Source organism: Streptomyces sp. MB09-02B, assembly GCF_033794485.1.
Classification (GTDB): Bacteria; Actinomycetota; Actinomycetes; order Streptomycetales; family Streptomycetaceae; genus Streptomyces.
Map to the genome: position 1 here is coordinate 1 of NZ_JARGEE010000169.1, position 18,602 is coordinate 18,602.

Genomic DNA, 18,602 nt, shown 5'->3' on the forward strand with positions numbered 1-18,602 from the left:
CGGCAGAGGGGGGTGAGGACGGAGGCGGCGTCATGTCGTCACGGTACGACCGGGGCAGGTACGGGAGGGGGTGACTCGGGCACGGGTGGCCGGGATCCGGCCGCTTCCCACATCCGGGCGCGGGCCGTCACGCCGCGGTCCGGGCACCGCCGTCCCGGCACCGCTGTCACGGGGGCGCGACCGCCGCAGGGTCGTGCCACCGCCGGGGCGCGACCGCCGACCGGGACCACCGTCGCCCGGTCGCTGGTCGCCGTCGTCGGCGCCCGGCCGGGACGGGTGAGCAGGGTCGACGCCGGGCGCCAGTCAGCCCGGCCCACGAGGCCATGCGATTCACGCCGTCACGCCGTCAGACGTCACCCGGTCACCCGGGTCACGCCCTCCCGCCCTCACACCCGCACGCCCTCACGCCCTCACGCCCTCAGACCGTCAGGCCCGGCTCCCTCAGCAGGTCGGTCGCGACCGGTGAGGCGGGGAGACTGAGGGCCACGTGCCTTCGGTGGCAGGCGAGTTCGTCGAGGAGGGCGGCGAGCCGCTCGGTGTGGTGGCGGCCGAGCCGTCCGGTGTCGTCGAGGTGCACGGCGCACGCGGTGGTGGTGTCCACCAGCCGTTCGAGGAGGGCGGCGATCTCGTCGGTGCCCTCGGTGTGCCGGGCCAGGGCGGGAAGTTCGGCACCGGAGACGGCGATCGCGGCGCGGGCCCCGGCGAGCGAGCGGTAGGCCTCGCGGCGCAGCGTCCAGCGGGCGGCCCGCTCGTCGGCCTCGCCCGGCAGGGCGGCCCCGACGGACACGGTGACACCGTTGGGCGTGGACGCGCCGCTCGACGGGGGCACTCCACCCGCTCCCGGGAAGGCGCCCGGCGTGCGCGCCTCGCGCAGGACGTGCGCGAGATAGGCGTGCGCTGCCGTGCCCGCCTCGGTGAGCCGGGCGCGCACGCCCCCGCCGCGCTGCCCCCTGGGCATCGGCAGGTGTCCGACGATCAGGACGATGGCGCAGGCCAGCAGGGTCTCGGCGATACGGCTCCAGGATGCCTGGGGATCCCCACCGACCATGACGAGGGCGAGCACCAGCACGGTGACGACCGCGGTCTGGGCGGCGAAGTGCCGGGTGGCGACGGGGATCAGCGCCCCGCTGACTGCGACCAGGGCGATCAGCCCCTCCGGCCGGGGCAGCAGGGCGGCGAACCCGGCGAAGAGCACGGCGCCGAGCACGGTCCCGGCCGCCCGGCACAGCACCCGGGACACGAGCGGCCCGAGGTCGGGCTTGACCAGGAAGACGGCGGTGGCGGGCAGCCAGTACCAGTGCTGGTGGTGCAGCGCCTGCGCCACGGCCGCGGCGGCGCCGAAGGACAGGGCGACCCGCAGCCCGTACTCGCGCCCGCCGGAGCCGAGGCCGAGCCGGACGAGCGATCCGAGGGTACGGCGGCGGGCGTGCAGGTCGTGGGGGTCGCCGCCCCGGTCGAAGGTCTCGGCGGCGCGCAGGAGCGCGTCGTCGAGGGCGCGCAGCGCGGGCGCGGAGCGTGCGGGCGCGGGCAGCGGGCCGGTGCCGGTGTTGCCGCGGACGGCCGTGGCGAGGCGCCGGGGCCCCTCGGAGGCGCGGCCGACGACGGCGTCCCCGGCCCAGGCCAGCGCGGTCGCCGCCTCGGCGAGCGGGAGCGCGGCGGTGTACTGGGCGTGCAGGCGGCGTTCGGCCGACGAGCTGGCGAAGCGCCGCAGCCGGGGTCCGGCGAGGGCGTCCTGGGCGTGGTCGAGGGCGGCGGTCAGCGCGGCCCGCCGGGTGACGGCGTCGGGGGTGCCGACGGCGTCCAGCAGCGCCGCGACGGCGTCGTACACGGCGGCGACGGCGTCCCGTTCGCCGTCGAAGCGGTAGTCACCGGCGGTGAGGATCGCGGGGGTGGGCAGGGCGAGGCGCAGCGCGAGCAGCCATCCGGCGCCGGCGAGGTAGGCGAGCGCCCGCTCCCACCCCGGTTCCGGCAGGGGCATCCCGGCGCCGATGGCGGCGGCGACCAGCAGTTGGGTGCCCGCTCCGGAGGCCACGGGCCCGACCGCGCTCATCGCGCCGGCGAGCAGCCCGAGCGCGGTGAGCAGCAGGGTGAGGACGACGGCTCCGGCGTACTGTCCGGCGTACGTCCCGACGAGGAGCCCCACGGCTCCGGCGAGTGCGGGCACTCCGAGGCGCTGTACGGCGACGCGTCGGCTGCCGGGGCGGTCGTTGATGCCGGCGAGCATGGCGCCGAGTGCGGCGAGGACCCCGACGGAGGGGCGCCCCGACACCACGGCGACCAGCAGCAGCGGTCCGCCGGCCAACGCTCCCCGTAGCACCGCGTTCCAGGGCACCGGCCCCCTCTGCGCACGCAGAGCATGGGCGAGCCAGGGCGGCAGAGTGAGAACGGCGCGGCGGGACACGGGGCTCCTGTCGTCGGGTGAGGGCGGGGGTGTGCCTTCGGGCGACGGTGGCCGGGGCGTTGGTGGTGTGTGCGTGTGCGTTCCACCGTAGGGCGGGGACTTGGAGGATATGGGACGCCCGTATTAACGCGATGTGACGATCTCTGTAGAGGCCATGTTCTTTATGAACGCAAAAAGGTGGACCCGGGGGCGTAGCCGGCCCCCGGGCCCTGATATGCCGCCTCCTGGGCACGCCGCCACGGTTGAGAACCCAGGTCAGTCATCATGTCGCCGCGTCCTGCCTTTGGACCACCACGCATCGAGCTGCGCGGGCTGGACTTGAACCAGCATTTCGACGTCCGGGGCCTGAGTCCGGTCGTTGCGGCGATCGGCGGCGAATACTGAGTCTGGAGCAATAGTCTGAGATTGATCACGGCCCGTCCCTGAATACTTGGGCGGGTACGGACCGCTCCGTCACGACAAGCCTCAGCTTCAGCTTGCGCTCCTCGCGCACCCCGCCCGGCTCATAGGCCGGCCGAGGAGTTCAAGAGGCTACCAACTGTCCGAACAGGCAGCCCTATCCGAACAGGTAGCCGAATACGGCGTCACCGACCCGCTGGTCGACGACGTCCACACCGTTCGCTTCCTCGCGCGCGAACTTCACGGCCTGCTGCAACTTCTCGACGCGGTCGAGGATCTCGTTCACGCGCCGGGCGGGCAGGGCTCCGGAGAACTTCACGGTCGTCCAGTAGCCGACCGGAATGTCCTCGTAGTACACCTCCACCTGGGCGGGGTGCTTGTCGGTCGCCTCGGCCTTCACATGGTTGCGCGGCACCTTCTTCGTCCGCACCGTCCGCACCGCATCGGTCTTCCAGGCGTCGCTGGACGGATCCTGCGCCCACGCCTCGGAGGCGTCGAGCACGGGCAGCTTCCGCACGAGCGTGTTGATCTCCCCGAGCTGCTTCTCCAGGAAGAGCAGATAGGCGACGGGCACGTCGGCGACGAGCACCCGGCCCTCGACCTTCACGTCCGCCCGCGCGGTGCAGTTGGCCCAGTCCTTGGTGGCGGTCACGTCGAACAGCCGCGTGAGAACTCCCGCCGTCTCCCGCAACACGTCCTCCGCCCGCACCTGCACCCGGGTCGACTCGGGCGGCAACTGCTCGCCCTCCTCGTCCTTCGGCTGATAGGTACGCGCGATACCGGCCAGCAACGCCGGCTTCTGCAGCCCGTGATGAGCGGCCGTCAGGTCCTGCTGGGACTTGGACTTGACGCCTTTCTCCACTGCGATGATCTGATTGAGTTTCGCCACGCGGAGGACGGTAACAGCGAAACGCCCCCCTTTTCGAAGGATTATTTCGGAGCACCGTTTCGAAGCGCTTTTCGGCACGTGGGAGGCCGTGATGGGACGTCTGGACGAGCGGGTGGCGATCGTCACCGGTGGCGCGGGAGGGATCGGGTCCGCGGTGGCGCGTCTCCTCGCGGCGGAGGGGGCCCGTGTGGTGGTCGCCGACGTCCGGGAGGACGCAGGGGCGGAACTGGCGGCGGAGCTCGGCGGGCGCTGTCGCCACCAGCGCCTGGACGTCACCGACGAGGACGACTGGCGGCGGACGGTGGCCGAGGTGGAACGGGAGCTGGGCCCGGTCTCGGTGCTGGTGAACAACGCGGGGATCGCCGAGTGGGGCTCGATGGAGCAGCAGCCCCTCGCCTCGTTCCGCCGCGTCCTCGACGTCAATCTGCAGGGCCCGTGGCTGGGTATGCGTGCGGTGGCGCCCTCGCTGCGCCGGGCCGGGGGCGGGGTGATCGTGAACATCTCCTCCCTCGCCGGCCTGACCTCGTACGCGGGCATCGGCGCGTACGCGGCGAGCAAATGGGGCCTGCGCGGGCTGACGAAGACGGCGGCGCTGGAGCTGGCCGCCGACGGGGTCCGCGTCTGTTCGGTCCACCCCGGCGCCATCCGCACCCCGATGACGGCCGGATTCGGCGACGCCTACACCGCCGGGCAGCCCCTCCCCCGGTTCGGGGAACCCGAGGAGGTCGCGCGCATGGTGCTCTTCGTCATCGCCGACGCCACGTTCTCGACGGGCTCCGAATTCGTCCTGGACGGCGGCATCCTCGCAGGTCAGCCCACCGTGGTGACGTCGGACGACTGACCGGCGCGCGCTCGGCCCACGCCCACGCGCACGCCCTCGCCCCGGCTCCCGGCATCCCCTCTCCCTCTCCCCCGCAGGAATTCGGATGCGACGGGCGGAGCGGGAGGCGCATGATCGACAGGTTGCCTTCCCCCGTTCCTCCCCGCCCTCAGTCCTCCACACCGGGAGCAGTGATGATCCGGCGCACCAACGTCCCCAGCCTCTTCTCGCCGCCCGTCTACGCGCACGCGTCCGTCGTCGAGGCCGGGACGAAGCTCGCCTTCCTCGCCGGTTCCGTCCCGCTGGACGCCGACGGGAAACTGGTCGGGGAAGGCGATCCCGTGCGGCAGGCCGAGCAGGTGCTGGCCAACCTGGGGGAGCAACTACGGGCGGTGGGCAGCGACTTCGAGCACGTCGCCTACACCGATGTGTACGTCGTGAGCAGCGAGCCGGCCGTGCTCTCCGCGGTCTGGAACGTCGTCGAGGCCTCCGGGCTGAGCATCGGCCCCCACTCCTCGACCCTCCTCGGTGTGGCCTGCCTCGGCTACACCGGCCAACTGGTGGAGATCACGGCGACGGCGGTGGTCCCCTGAGGACGGGGCCCCGTGGGCAATGGCCCATTCGGAGCGGTGGACCCGACGGACGGTGGCCCCGAACGCGGTGACCTCGTAGGGCGATGCCCCCGCAGGACGGTGGCCCCGAAGGGCCCGCGCCCTCTACCGCACCCCGTTCCCCCAGGTCCTCCTCTTCGGCAGTGGCTTCGCGTAGCTCCCCGTCCGGCTGGTGGTCAGCCCCAGGGAGACCAGCGACTCGGCGAGTTTCACGGCCGCCCCCACTCCGTCGACGACCGGCACCCCCAGCTTCTCCCCCACCGTCCGCTGCAGTCCGGTCATGCCGGCGCACCCCAGGACCAGCACCTCGGCCCCGGCGTCGCGGGCGCGTTGTCCGGCCGCGAGGAAGGCCCGGGTCGTGCGGTCGGTGTCGGCGAGGTCGAGGACGCCGAGTCCCGTGCCGACGATCGCGGCGCAGTTGCGGCCGACACCGGCGGCGTCCAGGCTGTCCTCGATCTGCCCGCAGGTGCGGTCCAGGGTGGTCACCACGCCGTAGCGCCGTCCGAGCAGGCAGGCGAGGTGGGCGGCGGCCTCGGTGATGTCGACGACGGGGACGTCCAGCAGTTCCCGCGCGCCCTCGCGCCCGTGTTCGCCGAAGCCGGCCATGACGACGGCGTCGTACGGCTCCTCGTAGGTCCGCAGGGTGTCGAGGACGGCGGCGGCGGAGAGGTAGCTGTCGAGCCAGCCCTCCGCGGACTCGGGCCCCCAGGCGGGGGTCAGTCCGGTCACGGTGGTGCCCGGGCCTGCGGCGGCCCGGGCACCTCGCACGATCTCCTCGGTCATTCCCTGCGTCGTGTTGCAGTTCGTGACGACGATGCGCACGCTCAGCCCTCCACGGCGGGGGTCGACGCGGACGGGACGGTTCCGGGGGCGGCCGTGGTGGAGGAGGCCGAGCCCGCGGCCCGCTCGTCCCGGCACAGCACCGCGTACAGCCCGGCGGCCAGTGCCGTGCCGATGAACCAGGAGTACGGGGCGACCGCGTGGAAGGTGCCCACCAGGGCGAGGACCGCCGAGACCGCGGCCGCCGGCAGGAACGCCCACAGCGCCTTGGGGTTGACGCCCTTGCGGTAGTAGTAGCGGGAGCCGGGGTCTGCGTTGAAGAGTTCGTCGACGTCGATACGGCCGCGCTTGACCCAGAAGTAGTCGAGCATGATCACGCCGAACAGCGGGCCGAGGAAGGCACCGAGGCCGCCGAGGAAGTACTGCACGACGGTGGGGTTGGAGAAGAGGTTCCACGGGGTGACGACCAGCGCCGCGACCGTGCTGATCATGCCGCCGACCTTGAAGGTGATCTTCTGCGGCCAGACGTTGGCGAGGTCGTACGCCGGTGAGACGAAGTTGGCGACGATGTTGACGCCCATGGTGGCGATGGCGAAGGTCAGTGCGCCCAGGACGAGGATCCAGGTGTTGCCGATCTCGGCCACGAGGTACGCCGGGTCGGTGATCGCCTTGCCGAAGACCTCGATCGAGCCCGCGGTGACGATGACGGACACGACCACGAAGGCGGTCGAGTTGATCGGCAGACCCCAGAAGTTGCCGCGCTTGACTGTCCGGTAGTCGGGGGCGAAGCGGGAGAAGTCGCAGAAGTTGAGCATCAGGGTGCCGTAGGTGGCGAGGACCAGCCCGATCGCGCCGAACCACTGCCGCCACTGCTCACCGACGGAGACCGGGTTCGGGGTCGAGGTGAGGGAGATGGTCCAGCCGGCCTTGGCAAGGATCCAGACGGCCAGCGCGATCATGACGATCCAGATCGCCGGGCCGCAGAAGTCCTGGAACTTGCGGACCGACTCCATGCCCTGGCTGATGATCATCGCCTGGATGAGCCAGAGGGCGATGAAGGTGATCCAGCCGAGGTGGTGCAGGCCGAGGAAGGAGTCATGGGTCCAGGACTCCAGGCCGGGCCAGGCGGCCAGCAGCATGATGTTGACCGCGACGGACGCGAGGTAGGTCTGGATGCCGTACCACATGATGGCGATCACGGCCCGGATGATGGCCGGGATGTTCGCGCCCCAGACGCCGAAGCTGATGCGGCTGACCACGGGGAACGGGACACCGTGGCGCTGCCCGATCTTCCCCATCCAGTTCATCCCGATGTAGATGATCACGAAGCCGACGAGCAGCGACGTGAACACCTGCCAGACGTTCATGCCGAGGACGAGCAGACCCGCGGCGAACGTGTAGTTGCCGAGGTTGTGGACGTCGGACATCCACAGGGCGAAGAGGTCGAAGACCTTCCAGTTCCGCTTGCCTGCGGGAGCGAGGTCTTCGTTGGTGAGGCGGGGGTCGGGGACGAACGCTGGGGTGCCGGTGGCTTCGGCACTGTCGGCGAGGGACACGGGGCCTCCAGGAGCGTAAGGAGACGAGCGTAGGTGGTGGGGACGGGTGCGGCCTCGGCGTGGGGGAACGGGGGAGCACCACCGATTGTTTGGTATACCAAACTGCGCTCATAGTGCTCCCGTCAACCGTTCTGACCGATGTCGCTGTTGTTAACGGCGCGTAAAACACCCCTCGCGTCGGCGAAGATTGCTCCATGAGCTCCCTGGCTCCGGGAGGAGCGAAGATCGAACCCCTGGGCGCGGTGCGCGAGCGCGTCCTCGGCACCCTGCGGCAGGACATCATCGCGGGACGCCTCCGCCCGGGCGACCGGCTCGTCGAGCGCGAGCTGGCCGACCGCTTCGGCGTCTCCCGGGTACCGGTCCGCGAGGCGATCCGCGCCCTGGTCGCCGAGGGCTTCGTCCACTTCGAGACCCCGCGCCGTACGGTCGTGCGCCGTCTCACCCCGGCGGACGTCGCGGAGCTCTTCGAGCTGCGCGAGGCGCTGGAGGTGTACGCGGCGGGGCTCGCCGCCTCCCGCGCCACCCCGGAGTCCCTCGCCGAGCTGTCGGCCCTGCTCGACAGAGCGGCCGAGGCGACCCGCGCCGGGGACGCCGAGACGATCACCGACATCAACACCCGTTTCCACGACCGGGTCCTCGCCATGGCCGGCAACAGCCTGCTCATCTCCGTCATGGAGCCGGTCGACGGCCGACTGCGCTGGCTGACCCGCCAGAACACCGAGTGGCCTCAACTCCTCACCGAACACCGGGAGTTGTACGACGCCATCGCCTCCGGCGACCCCGAGCGCGCCCGCGCGCACGCCCTCACCCACGTCCGGACCAACTACCGCTCGACCGTACGGCACCTGTTCGGCGAGGACGACGAGCCGTAGGTCCCGGTGAACCGAACGCAACTGGTCGTCTCTCCCGCTGACGCTGGAGCTCCTACGGCGCCTCGCCGGACCACGCCGTCGGCGATCGGCCGATCTCGGCGGCCCGCCTCGCCCGACGCCCAGCCGTTTCCGAGATCGCCGAACGGACGATCCGTGTGGCGCTGACGACTACGACGCGACCGCCAGCCCCGCCGACCTCGCCGCCGTCCGCAGGACGTCCCGCAGCATGGCGGGGGTCAGGCGGCCGGTGAAGGTGTTGCGCTGGCTGACGTGGAAGCAGCCGAAGAGATCAAGGCCGTCGAGCGGTACGTGGGTGCCGTGGCCGAAGACGGGCCGGGGCCGGGGCACGTCCCAGCCGGCCCCGGCGAGCGCGGGCAACGCGGCCTGCCAGCCGAAGGCGCCGAGCACGACCACGGCCCGCAGTGTCGGCCGCAACAGCTCCAACTCCCGGACCAGCCAGGGCCGGCAGGTGTCGCGCTCCCCGGGCGTCGGCTTGTTGGCGGGCGGCGCGCAGTGCACGGGTGAGGTGATGCGTACGCCGTACAGCTCCAGTCCGTCGTCCACGGCCACCGCCGTGGCGCGCGAGGCCAGGCCCACGTCGTGCAGGGCCGCGTACAGCACGTCGCCCGAGCGGTCTCCGGTGAACATCCGCCCCGTCCGGTTCGCCCCGTGAGCGGCCGGCGCGAGCCCGACGATCAGCAGCGCGGCGTCGGGCGGCCCGAAGCCCGGGACCGGCCGGCCCCAGTACTCCTGGTCGGCGAACGCGGCCCGCCGGGTGCGCGCGACCTCCTCCCGCCACTCGACCAGCCGGGGACAGGCCCGGCACCCGGTGATCCGCGCGTCCAACGCGGCGAGCCCTGTGCCCTCGCCGCCGCCTCCACCGTCTCCGCTGCCGGCCACCACGCCGTCACCGCTGCCGCCGCCGTCCATTCCTCCACGGTACGTCCGGTGATCGCCTCCCCCGTGCCGCCGGCCGGGAGCTATGGTCGAGGCATGGCTTTGGAAGGTACGCAGGAGCGGGCGGACGATCCGACCGCGACGAACGGGGGCTCCGACAGTTCGGCGGCGGCGTCCGCCGAGGCGGCCCGACCGGCGAGCGGCGAGAGTGTGCGCGTCGACAGCTGGATCTGGTCCGTGCGCCTGGTCAAGACCCGTTCGATGGGCGCCACCGCCTGCCGTGGCGGCCACGTCCGCGTCAACGGCGAACGCGTCAAGCCCGCGTACGCGGTGCGCGTCGGCGACGAGGTACGACTGCGCCAGGCCGGGGGTCACGAGCGGATCGTGATCGTACGGCGGCTGATCCGCAAGCGGGTCGGCGCGCCCGTCGCCGCCGAGTGCTACGTCGACAACTCCCCGCCGCCCCCGCCCCGCGAGGCCGTCGCCCCCGCGGGCATCCGTGACCGGGGCACCGGCCGCCCCACCAAGCGCGACCGACGGGACATGGAACGCCTGCGGGGCCTGGCCGAGGCGGCGAACGCCGACCGTCACCGCTCCACCTGAGCCGTCCGGTCGGGGCCCACGGTGCGTCGTCGCTCGTCCGCGACGGCGTCGTGGCCGGTCGGGCAGTTCCCCACGCCCCTTCGAGGCCTGCTGCCCGCCCGGGACGATCACGCCCGGCGGCCGCTCGCGAGCTTCGTCAGGCTGGTCGCGTCCTGACGTCGCACCCAGGCGATCAGGGCGAGCGGCATGATCAGGATGAGCGGTGTCGCCGCGTACTCCCCGTCGAAGGCGGTGATCTGCGTGATGAACGCTCCCACCATCAGCGCGCTCAGCGACACCGCGGCGACCGGGGCCAGCACGGGGATCAACAGCCCGACGGCGCCGGCCAGTTCGAGCACGCCGATGGTGTACATCCCCGCGCTGCCCCAGCCGAGCGTGTCGAAGGACTCGACGGCCGACGGGTGTGCGATCAGCTTGGGCAGCGCGCTCGCGAACCCGTAGAACAGCGCGAGCACGATCTGCAGCGCGCGCAGCGAGATGCGGGCGCCCTTGCCCCGCGCGGTGGCCTCGGTACGGACGACGGGAGCGGTGGTCTCGGACATCGGGTCTCCTGTGGGAAGCGGTTCCGTGTTCGCTGTCACAGAGGTAGACCGGACCACTCCCCCGAACTCATCGCCGCTCGCCGGAAATTCACACCGGGAAATCACGCCGCGATACTCGCCCCGGCGGGCCGCTCATCCCACCGGCACCGCCTTCACCCAGATCCGGTCCTCCGTCAGATACCGGTCCACCCTCAGCCCCGCCTCCGCCAGCGCGTCCTCGAACTGCTCCTTGCTCATGGGGCGCGAACGGAACGTCTGGGTCCATTCGCCGTCCGGGAAGAAGTACTCCGCGAACACCGAGTGCACCCCGTCCCCGACCGGTTCGGTCGAGGCTATGCGGATGGTGAAGCCCCGGGGATCGACCCGTTCTCGGGGGACGTCGATGTGGTAGTCCTCCCCCTCGCGCTGGAGCAGGACGAAGCCGTCGTCCGCCAGGTGCCGCAGACAGGTCGCGAGCATCCCCCGCCGCACCTCGGGGTCCCCGGTGTGGACGAGGAAGGAGGCGAGCAGCACCACGTCGAACTTCTCGTCCAGATCGAGTTCCTCGATCGAGGCGTGTACCGTGCGGGCGCCGCGCACCCGCTCCAGCATCTCCGCCGACTCGTCGACGGCCGTGACGGTGAACCCCCGCTCGATCAGGGGGTGGGTCATCCGGCCCACCCCGCAGCCCAGTTCGAGAATGCGGGCACCCTCGGGTGCGGCCCCCGCGATCACCTCCGGTTCGTCCCCCACCGGCAGCCGCGTGTACAGCTCGACCGCGCACCCGTCCGGGGTGATCGCGCCGGCCCCGGTTCCCTCGTACCCTTCACGCATTTGAATGCCCATATCCGTTCAACGGCCGGGCGGGCAGGGGCCGTTCCTGTCAGGAATCCCTCGATGGGGTGAACCATGCCCCTGCGTGCCCCGGCGCCGCGGCTCGGGCGGAACCATGCGTGCCTCACCAGGCGAACCAGCCGTGCCCGCTGTACCAGTGCCCGCCCGCGCGCAGATGATCGCCCACGGCCCGTTCGAGGCGCGTGCGGCGCGGCAGGGTCTCCACCGGCAGGTCGGGGTCCCCGAACACGAAACGGACCGGCAGGTCGTCCTCGGGTTCACCGGTGCCCCCGGCGACCCGGAACCGCTGCTGGAACCGGACGATGTTGGAGTCCGCCGGCAGGTACCGGCGCAGCTGCGGGTCGAGGAGCCAGGAGTGGCAGCAGCCCGCCGTGTACCGCTCCTGGGGGAAGTGCCGTGCGAAGAAGTCGCGGGCCGACGCCAGCGACCGGTCGCACGCCGTCGGCGTCAAGGGCCCCGCGTAGTCGGGGATGTGCAGGTCGAGGCAGGGTTGCCCGGGCTCGAGGGCGAGGCCTGCCGCCGCCAGCGCGACGCCCTCCCGTCCTCCCGTCCGGGACCGCTGGTACTGCAGCCGGCCGAGCTGGAACAGCTCCCCGTGGAAGTGCAGCGAGAACCAGGTCGGCGCGACGAGCCCGCCCACGCCGTACCGCCGACGGTGCAGCACCAGACCGCGGCCCAGGTCGGCGAGGGTGCGCCGGGAGACGTCGTCGGGGATCCCGCGCTCGCGGTGGTACGCGCGCACGTACGGCAGTGCCGCCACGAAGACGTACACGTGGAAGTAGCGTCCGAGCGGGCCCGCCTCCAGGGGCAGCGGCAGGAGTCTCAGCCCTCTGCCGACCTTCCCCATGTCCCGTACCAGACCGTCGACGCACCGCCCGAGCAGCCAGGTCGCGCCCGCGTCGGCCGCCAGGGTGCGGCGCAGCGCGATCAGGTCGTTGACGTCCTCGTACGGCACGGCGAGGTCCAGCAGCACGTCGAGCAGTTCGTCGTCGGCCTCCGGCAGCCGCCCCTCCGCCGCGGAGGCTCTCCCGCTCTCCTCCAGGCCCTCGAGCCAGTCGGCGAGCCTCTCGTCCGCCCGCACCGCGTCCAGCAGCACCATCGTCTCCCCGTTCCCGTCGGTCTCCTGGAGAACGCCTGGGACGGGGAGTACGTTTCCGAGTAGGACGAGGAGGAGTGGCGATCCGATGCGTACCGGCAGTGAACCGACGACAGCGCGCAGTCCTCTGCGGATGCGGCTCTGGCTGAGCGTGTGGGGCCTGATCTGGGCGATCGCCGGGACGGCGGCCTTCGCTCTGGTCGGCCGGCCCGGCTGGGCCGTCGCCTGCGGGGTGCTGTGGCTGATCGTCACCGTCGACCTGGTCATGGTCCTGCGCCACATGCGTCAGGGCCCGCACTACCAGCCGGGCCGCGACATCCCGCCGTACGAGCCGCCGAGGCACCATCCGTAGCGGCGGCGGGGCCGTGGGCAGTGCCCGCGGCTGCGGCCCGATCGTGTGCAGCACCCGCGGCGGCGGCCCGCCCGTCAGGAGTCGAACCGGGCCGCTTCCACGTACTGCGGGTTCGGGTCGAGGGCCGCGGCGAGCCGGAAGTGACGCTTGGCCTGTTCCGGACGGGCTTGGCGCTCATAGGTGCGGGCCAGGGCGAAGTGCGCGAAAGCGTTGTCCGGCTCGCGCTCCAGGACGATGGTGAACTCCAGCTCGGCGGGCCGCAGTTGGGCCGCGGCGAAGAAGGCCCGGGCGCGCAGCAGCCGGGCGGCCGTGTTCTCGGGATGCTCGGCTATGACGCGGTCGAGCAGCTTGACCGCACCCCGCGGGTCCTTCGCGGCGAGCAACTGCTCGGCGGCGCGGAAGTCGATGACATGCGTCTCCGGGGTACGTCCGGTGGAACCGCTGGTCTCGGGCACGGCTGAGTCCTTCCCTTGCTGGAACGGTTCAACGCCCCCTGGGACCCCGCTATTCCTCCGTGCGTTCGGATCCCTCGCCGGATGCGTGGGCCCGCCGGGTGAGGTCCGCCCATACCTCTCTCACCCGTCGCCGCAGGTCGTCGAGGGGGACGTCGTTGTCGACGACGATGTCCGCGATCTCCAGCCGCTTCTCCCGGGTCGCCTGCGCGGCCATGCGGGCGCGGGCGTCCTCCTCCGTCATGCCGCGCAGACGGACGAGCCGGTCGAGCTGGGTCTCGGGGGCCGCGTCCACGACGACCACCAGGTCGTACAGCTTGGCGAGGCCGTTCTCGGCGAGCAGGGGGACGTCGTGGACGACGACGGAGTCGTCGGCGGCGGCGTTCTCCAGCTCTCTGGAGCGGGCTCCCACCAGGGGGTGCACGATCGCGTTCAGCGCGGCGAGCTTCTCCGGGTCGGCGAACACGACGGAGCCCAGCCTGGGGCGGTCGAGGGCGCCGTCCGGGGCGAGGACGTCCGCACCGAAGGTGTCGACGACCGCCGCGAGCCCGGGGGTGCCCGGTGCGACGACCTCACGCGCGATGCGGTCGGCGTCGATCAGCACGGCGCCGCACTCCACCAGCAGCCGCGACACCTCGCTCTTGCCGGCCCCGATGCCGCCGGTCAGACCCACTTTCAGCATGCCCGGCAGCTTAGGCCCTGGCCGAGGAGGCCGGTAGGCGGGATCAGCCGTCGCCCTCCCGCTCCGCCAGGAACTTCTCGAACTCCCGCCCGATCTCGTCGGCGGAGGGGATGTCGACGGGCTCGGCGAGCATGTTGCCCCGCGTCTCGGCCCCTGCGGCGGCGTCGTACTGGTGCTCGAGGCCCTGTACGAGGGCGACCAGTTCCTCGTCGCCCTCCCGGATCTGCCGGTCGATCTCCGTCTGCGTGCGGTGCGCCTCCGTGCGCAGGGCGTGCGCGACGGAGGGCAGTACCAGGCCGGTGGCGGCCGTGACGGCCTCCAGGACGGTCAGGGCGGCGTCCGGGTAGGGCGAGCGGGCGATGTAGTGCGGCACGTGCGCGGCGACACCCAGCACGTCGTGCCCGGCCTCCATGAGGCGGTACTCCACGAGCGACTCGGCGCTGCCGGGCACCTGGGCCTCCTCGAAGGGGCTGCGGTGGCCCGGGACGAGCTCGGCCCGGTTGCCGTGCGGGGTGAGGCCGACCGGGCGGGTGTGCGGGACGCCCATGGGGATGCCGTGGAAGTTCACCGACAGACGGACGCCGAGCCGCTCCACGATCTGCTGGACGGCGGCCGCGAACCGCTCCCACTCCACGTCCGGCTCGGGGCCCGACAGCAGCAGGAACGGCGCTCCGGTGGCGTCCTGGACGAGCCGCACCTCCAGGGCCGGCACCTCGTAGTCGCTCCAGCGGTCGCGCTTGAAGGTCAGCAGCGGGCGGCGGGCGCGGTAGTCCACGAGCCGGTCGTGGTCGAAGCGGGCCACCACCTGGTGGGGCAGTGTGCCGAGGAGCCGTTCGACGATCTGGTCGCCCGTCTCTCCCGCGTCGATGTATCCGTCGAAGTGGTAGAGCATGACAAGTCCCGCCGACTCCTGGGCGAGCGCCATGTCGACGACGGCCAGGCCTTTCGGCTCCCATGCGTACAAACCCTGCGGATCAAGCACTGTGACCGCTCCTCCTCGTGTTCGTACTGCACAACGCGGGGCGGGTGCCTGGCATTCCCGGGAACGTGAACACCTCGGCGGGGACGTCCAGTTCATGACGCACCTCGGGCCCGCGTCCAGGAAGGACGCGGGCCCGGGGTGTTATCGGCTAGCTCTCAGCCGTGTGCGTTCAGCTCTGGCCGCCGGCCAGCTTCTCGCGGAGCGCGGCCAGGGCCTCGTCCGAGGCGAGGGCACCGGAGGTGTCCGCGCCCTCGGAGGAGTAGGAGCCACCACCCGCGGCCGGAGCCGCACCCGCGGCGTCGCCGCCCTCGGCCGCGGCAGCGGCGTCGGCCTCGCGGGACTTGATGACCTGGGCCTGGTGCTGCTCGAAGCGCTGCTGCGCCTCGGCGTACTGGCCCTCCCAAGCCTCGCGCTGGGTCTCGTAGCCCTCGAGCCAGTCGTTGGTCTCGGGGTCGAAGCCCTCGGGGTAGATGTAGTTGCCCTGGTCGTCGTAGGACGCGGCCATGCCGTACAGAGTCGGGTCGAACTCGACCGACGCCGGGTCGGCACCGAAGGACTCGTTGGCCTGCTTGAGGGACAGCGAGATCCGGCGACGCTCCAGGTCGATGTCGATGACCTTGACGAAGATCTCGTCGTTGACCTGGACGACCTGCTCCGGGATCTCCACGTGGCGCTCGGCCAGCTCGGAGATGTGGACCAGACCCTCGATGCCCTCGTCCACACGGACGAACGCACCGAACGGAACCAGCTTCGTGACCTTGCCGGGCACGACCTGACCGATCTGGTGGGTCCGGGCGAACTGCTGCCACGGGTCTTCCTGGGTCGCCTTCAGCGACAGGGAGACGCGCTCGCGGTCCATGTCGACGTCGAGGACCTCGACCGTGACCTCCTGGCCGACCTCGACGACCTCGGAGGGGTGGTCGATGTGCTTCCAGGACAGCTCGGAGACGTGGACCAGACCGTCGACGCCACCCAGGTCCACGAAGGCACCGAAGTTGACGATCGAGGAGACCACACCGGAACGGACCTGACCCTTCTGGAGGGTCGTGAGGAACGTCTGGCGGACCTCGGACTGGGTCTGCTCCAGCCAGGCACGGCGGGACAGGACCACGTTGTTGCGGTTCTTGTCCAGCTCGATGATCTTCGCCTCGAGCTCCTTGCCCACGTAGGGCTGGAGGTCGCGGACGCGACGCATCTCGACGAGGGAGGCCGGCAGGAAGCCACGGAGGCCGATGTCGAGGATGAGACCACCCTTGACGACCTCGATGACGGTACCGGTGACGATGCCGTCCTCTTCCTTGATCTTCTCGATGGTGCCCCAGGCGCGCTCGTACTGGGCGCGCTTCTTCGAGAGGATCAGGCGGCCTTCCTTGTCCTCCTTCTGGAGAACAAGGGCCTCGATCTCGTCGCCGACCTTGACGACCTCGTTCGGGTCGACGTCGTGCTTGATCGAGAGCTCGCGGCTCGGGATGACACCTTCGGTCTTGTAACCGATGTCGAGCAGGACCTCGTCCCGGTCGACCTTCACGATGACGCCGTCGACGATGTCGCCGTCGTTGAAGTACTTGATCGTCTCGTCGATCGCGGCGAGGAAGGCTTCCTCGTTACCGATGTCGTTGACCGCTACCTGCGGGGTGGTGGCGGTGGTCTCGGTGCTGCTCGTCATGTGGGAAAGGGCTCCGGTACGGACAGTGAGTCGTAGGTACTGCTACGCCGGGAGCCCGTATCGCTCTGCAGAAGCCGGACAGCCTAGGAAGCGCCACTTGAGAAATCCGGTGGCGCCTCGACAACCGAGGGGACATACAACAGATGCGAGCGCAGCCTGCTACGTCTGAGGTGCGCAGGCCCGCAGCGCAACTTGTAGCATACGGGGGCAGCCAGGCAGGGTCAATGCGCGAAGGCGCACACCCGGGGCGGAACGCCGCATACCCGGCACAAAACCTGTCCCTTGAGGCCACGCAGGCCTGGGAGACCCCTCTCGTGTCACCGCCGGAGCGGGTCGCGGCGCGCAGGTTACGGAAGAGTACGACGAGGGAGCCGATCATCCAAGAGCCCGATGTCCACGAACCCGCCGAGGCACCCGCGGCCCACGGGGCCTCCGGTGCCGACGGGACCGACGAACCCGAGGCCACCCGCCGCGACGCCGGGGTGACGGAGAGTTCCCGTGCCAACCGAGGCTGGTGGGACCGCAACGCCGACGACTACCAGGTCGAGCACGGCACGTTCCTCGGCGACAACCGGTTCGTCTGGGGCCCGGAGGGGCTCGACGAGGTCGAGGCGGAGCTGCTGGGGCCACCCGAGGAGCTGAAGGGCAAGGACGTCCTGGAGATCGGCGCCGGCGCCGCGCAGTGCGCGCGCTGGCTGGCCGCCCAGGGGGCCCGTCCGGTGGCACTGGACCTCTCCCACCGCCAGCTGCAGCACGCGCTGCGCATCGGAGGGTCCTTCCCCCTGGTGTGCGCCGACGCCGGCGATCTGCCCTTCGCGGACGCCTCCTTCGACCTGGCGTGCTCGGCGTACGGGGCGCTGCCCTTCGTCGCCGACCCGGTGCGCGTGCTGCGGGAGGTCCGCCGTGTCCTGCGTCCTGGCGGGCGTTTCGTGTTCTCCGTGACCCATCCGATCCGCTGGGCCTTCCCCGACGAGCCCGGCCCGGAGGGCCTGTCCCTCTCCGGCTCCTACTTCGACCGCACGCCATACGTCGAGCAGGACGAGCGCGGGCGGGCGGTGTACGTCGAGCACCACCGCACGCTCGGCGACCGCGTCCGGGACGTCGTGGCCGCGGACTTCCGGCTGGTCGACCTGGTCGAGCCGGAGTGGCCCGCCTGGAACACCTCGGAGTGGGGCGGCTGGTCCCCGCTGCGCGGCAACCTGATCCCGGGGACCGCGATCTTCGTGTGCGAGCGGGACTGAGGCACGCGCGCGAGTAGAACCGGGGCGCGCGCGTAGAACCGAGGCCCGGGCACGTAGAACTGAGGCACGCGCGCGTAGCAGGGCTCTCACGGAGGCGTACGACACTGGGGGCGTGATCCGTGACGACGCCCTGCACGCGCTGCCCGTGCGCGCCGCCCTGCCCGCTCTCGACGACGCCCTGGAGGGGCACGGCACCGCCGTCCTCGTGGCACCGCCCGGCACCGGCAAGACGACGCTGGTTCCCCTGGCCCTGGCGGGGCTGCTGGACGACCGGCCGGCGCGCCGGGTGGTCGTCGCCGAGCCGCGGCGGATCGCGGCGCGGGCGGCGGCCCGCCGGATGGCGTGGCTGCTGGGCGAGAAGGCCGGCGACAGCGTCGGTCACACCGTGCGCGGCGAACGGGTCGTGGGGCCACGCACGCGCGTGGAGGTCGTCACGACCGGTGTCCTGCTGCAACGGCTGCAGCGGGACCAGGAGTTGCCCGGCGTCGACGTCGTCGTGCTCGACGAGTGCCATGAACGGCATCTGGACGCGGACACGGTCGCGGCGTTCCTGCTCGACGTGCGGGCGGCGCTGCGGCCCGAGCTGCGGCTGGTGGCGGCGTCGGCGACGACCGACGCGGAGGGCTGGGCCCGGCTGCTGGGCGGGGCGCCGGTGGTCGCGGCCGAGGGCGTGTCGTATCCGGTCGAGGTGGTGTGGGCGCCGCCGGCCCGTCCCGTGCGGCCGCCGCACGGGATGCGGGTGGACCCGGCGGCGCTGACGCATGTCGTGTCGGTGGTGCGGCGGGCGCTGGCCGAACGGAAGGGTGACGTCCTGTGTTTCCTGCCGGGGGTGGGCGAGATCGCACGCGTGGCGGGGCAGCTGGGCGGGCTCGGTGACGTGGAGGTGCTCCAGGTGCACGGGCGGGCGCCGGCCGCGGTGCAGGACGC

At 71.8% G+C, this 18,602-nt stretch carries 19 protein-coding genes; 7 read left to right on the plus strand and 12 right to left on the minus strand.

Features of this window, described 5'->3' with window-relative positions; all coding sequences use genetic code 11:
- Positions 1-418 precede the first annotated feature (418 nt).
- Both P1P70_RS23060 and P1P70_RS23065 read right to left on the minus strand, forming a co-directional pair.
- Positions 419-2,401, minus strand: a complete 1,983-nt coding sequence (locus P1P70_RS23060) for an FUSC family protein (protein WP_319240738.1) — start codon at positions 2,399-2,401, stop codon at positions 419-421.
- A gap of 556 nt (positions 2,402-2,957) precedes the next feature.
- Positions 2,958-3,689: a hypothetical protein gene (locus P1P70_RS23065; protein WP_319240740.1), complete on the minus strand. Its 732-nt coding sequence runs from the start codon at positions 3,687-3,689 to the stop codon at positions 2,958-2,960.
- Between the two features lie 91 nt (positions 3,690-3,780).
- Here P1P70_RS23065 and P1P70_RS23070 point away from each other — a divergent pair, with 91 nt between their 5' ends.
- Both P1P70_RS23070 and P1P70_RS23075 read left to right on the plus strand, forming a co-directional pair.
- Entirely contained in the window at positions 3,781-4,530 is a 750-nt protein-coding gene (locus P1P70_RS23070; protein ID WP_319240742.1) for a glucose 1-dehydrogenase, read from the plus strand.
- A gap of 173 nt (positions 4,531-4,703) precedes the next feature.
- The gene (locus tag P1P70_RS23075) at positions 4,704-5,102 is read left to right on the plus strand and encodes a RidA family protein (RefSeq protein ID WP_319240744.1); all 399 of its coding nucleotides are present in this window, start codon (positions 4,704-4,706) and stop codon (positions 5,100-5,102) included.
- A gap of 123 nt (positions 5,103-5,225) precedes the next feature.
- Here the strand turns inward: P1P70_RS23075 and P1P70_RS23080 are convergent, their stop codons facing one another.
- On the minus strand, positions 5,226-5,942 hold the full coding sequence (locus tag P1P70_RS23080; RefSeq protein ID WP_319240746.1) for an aspartate/glutamate racemase family protein: 717 nt from the start codon (positions 5,940-5,942) through the stop codon (positions 5,226-5,228).
- Positions 5,943-5,944: 2 nt separating this feature from the next.
- The gene (locus P1P70_RS23085; protein ID WP_319240748.1) at positions 5,945-7,456 is read right to left on the minus strand and encodes an NCS1 family nucleobase:cation symporter-1; all 1,512 of its coding nucleotides are present in this window, start codon (positions 7,454-7,456) and stop codon (positions 5,945-5,947) included.
- Positions 7,457-7,650: 194 nt separating this feature from the next.
- Here P1P70_RS23085 and P1P70_RS23090 point away from each other — a divergent pair, with 194 nt between their 5' ends.
- On the plus strand, positions 7,651-8,328 hold the full coding sequence (locus P1P70_RS23090) for a GntR family transcriptional regulator (RefSeq protein WP_319240750.1): 678 nt from the start codon (positions 7,651-7,653) through the stop codon (positions 8,326-8,328).
- Positions 8,329-8,496: 168 nt separating this feature from the next.
- Here the strand turns inward: P1P70_RS23090 and P1P70_RS23095 are convergent, their stop codons facing one another.
- A complete protein-coding gene (locus P1P70_RS23095) occupies positions 8,497-9,258 on the minus strand; it encodes a uracil-DNA glycosylase (RefSeq protein ID WP_319240752.1) in 762 nt (253 codons plus the stop codon).
- A gap of 63 nt (positions 9,259-9,321) precedes the next feature.
- Here P1P70_RS23095 and P1P70_RS23100 point away from each other — a divergent pair, with 63 nt between their 5' ends.
- Positions 9,322-9,828: an RNA-binding S4 domain-containing protein gene (locus tag P1P70_RS23100; RefSeq protein WP_319240754.1), complete on the plus strand. Its 507-nt coding sequence runs from the start codon at positions 9,322-9,324 to the stop codon at positions 9,826-9,828.
- Between the two features lie 107 nt (positions 9,829-9,935).
- On the opposite strand, the gene P1P70_RS23105 is transcribed toward P1P70_RS23100, so the two are convergent.
- From P1P70_RS23105 to P1P70_RS23115, 3 genes are all read right to left on the minus strand, one after another.
- Positions 9,936-10,370, minus strand: a complete 435-nt coding sequence (locus tag P1P70_RS23105; protein ID WP_319240756.1) for a DoxX family protein — start codon at positions 10,368-10,370, stop codon at positions 9,936-9,938.
- Between the two features lie 132 nt (positions 10,371-10,502).
- A complete protein-coding gene (locus P1P70_RS23110; protein ID WP_319240758.1) occupies positions 10,503-11,183 on the minus strand; it encodes a class I SAM-dependent methyltransferase in 681 nt (226 codons plus the stop codon).
- A gap of 124 nt (positions 11,184-11,307) precedes the next feature.
- Complete coding sequence (locus P1P70_RS23115; RefSeq protein ID WP_319240770.1) at positions 11,308-12,300, minus strand: acyltransferase domain-containing protein; 993 nt, start codon at positions 12,298-12,300, stop codon at positions 11,308-11,310.
- Between the two features lie 88 nt (positions 12,301-12,388).
- Here P1P70_RS23115 and P1P70_RS23120 point away from each other — a divergent pair, with 88 nt between their 5' ends.
- Complete coding sequence (locus P1P70_RS23120; RefSeq protein ID WP_319240760.1) at positions 12,389-12,652, plus strand: DUF6343 family protein; 264 nt, start codon at positions 12,389-12,391, stop codon at positions 12,650-12,652.
- A gap of 74 nt (positions 12,653-12,726) precedes the next feature.
- Here the strand turns inward: P1P70_RS23120 and P1P70_RS23125 are convergent, their stop codons facing one another.
- The 4 genes from P1P70_RS23125 to rpsA all read right to left on the minus strand — a co-directional run bounded on the left by P1P70_RS23125 (position 12,727) and on the right by rpsA (position 16,434).
- On the minus strand, positions 12,727-13,107 hold the full coding sequence (locus tag P1P70_RS23125; RefSeq protein WP_319240762.1) for a tetratricopeptide repeat protein: 381 nt from the start codon (positions 13,105-13,107) through the stop codon (positions 12,727-12,729).
- A gap of 49 nt (positions 13,108-13,156) precedes the next feature.
- Complete coding sequence (coaE, locus tag P1P70_RS23130) at positions 13,157-13,786, minus strand: dephospho-CoA kinase (protein ID WP_319240764.1); 630 nt, start codon at positions 13,784-13,786, stop codon at positions 13,157-13,159.
- A gap of 43 nt (positions 13,787-13,829) precedes the next feature.
- A complete protein-coding gene (locus tag P1P70_RS23135; protein WP_319240765.1) occupies positions 13,830-14,768 on the minus strand; it encodes a PAC2 family protein in 939 nt (312 codons plus the stop codon).
- A gap of 169 nt (positions 14,769-14,937) precedes the next feature.
- A complete protein-coding gene (gene rpsA / locus P1P70_RS23140; protein WP_045555221.1) occupies positions 14,938-16,434 on the minus strand; it encodes a 30S ribosomal protein S1 in 1,497 nt (498 codons plus the stop codon).
- A 314-nt stretch (positions 16,435-16,748) separates the two neighbouring features.
- Between rpsA and P1P70_RS23145 the strand changes: the two genes are divergently transcribed.
- Together P1P70_RS23145 and P1P70_RS23150 are read left to right on the plus strand one after the other, a co-directional pair.
- Positions 16,749-17,675: a class I SAM-dependent methyltransferase gene (locus P1P70_RS23145; RefSeq protein ID WP_319240768.1), complete on the plus strand. Its 927-nt coding sequence runs from the start codon at positions 16,749-16,751 to the stop codon at positions 17,673-17,675.
- Between the two features lie 112 nt (positions 17,676-17,787).
- A partial coding sequence (locus P1P70_RS23150) for a DEAD/DEAH box helicase (protein ID WP_319240769.1) occupies positions 17,788-18,602 on the plus strand: 815 nt, incomplete at its 3' end.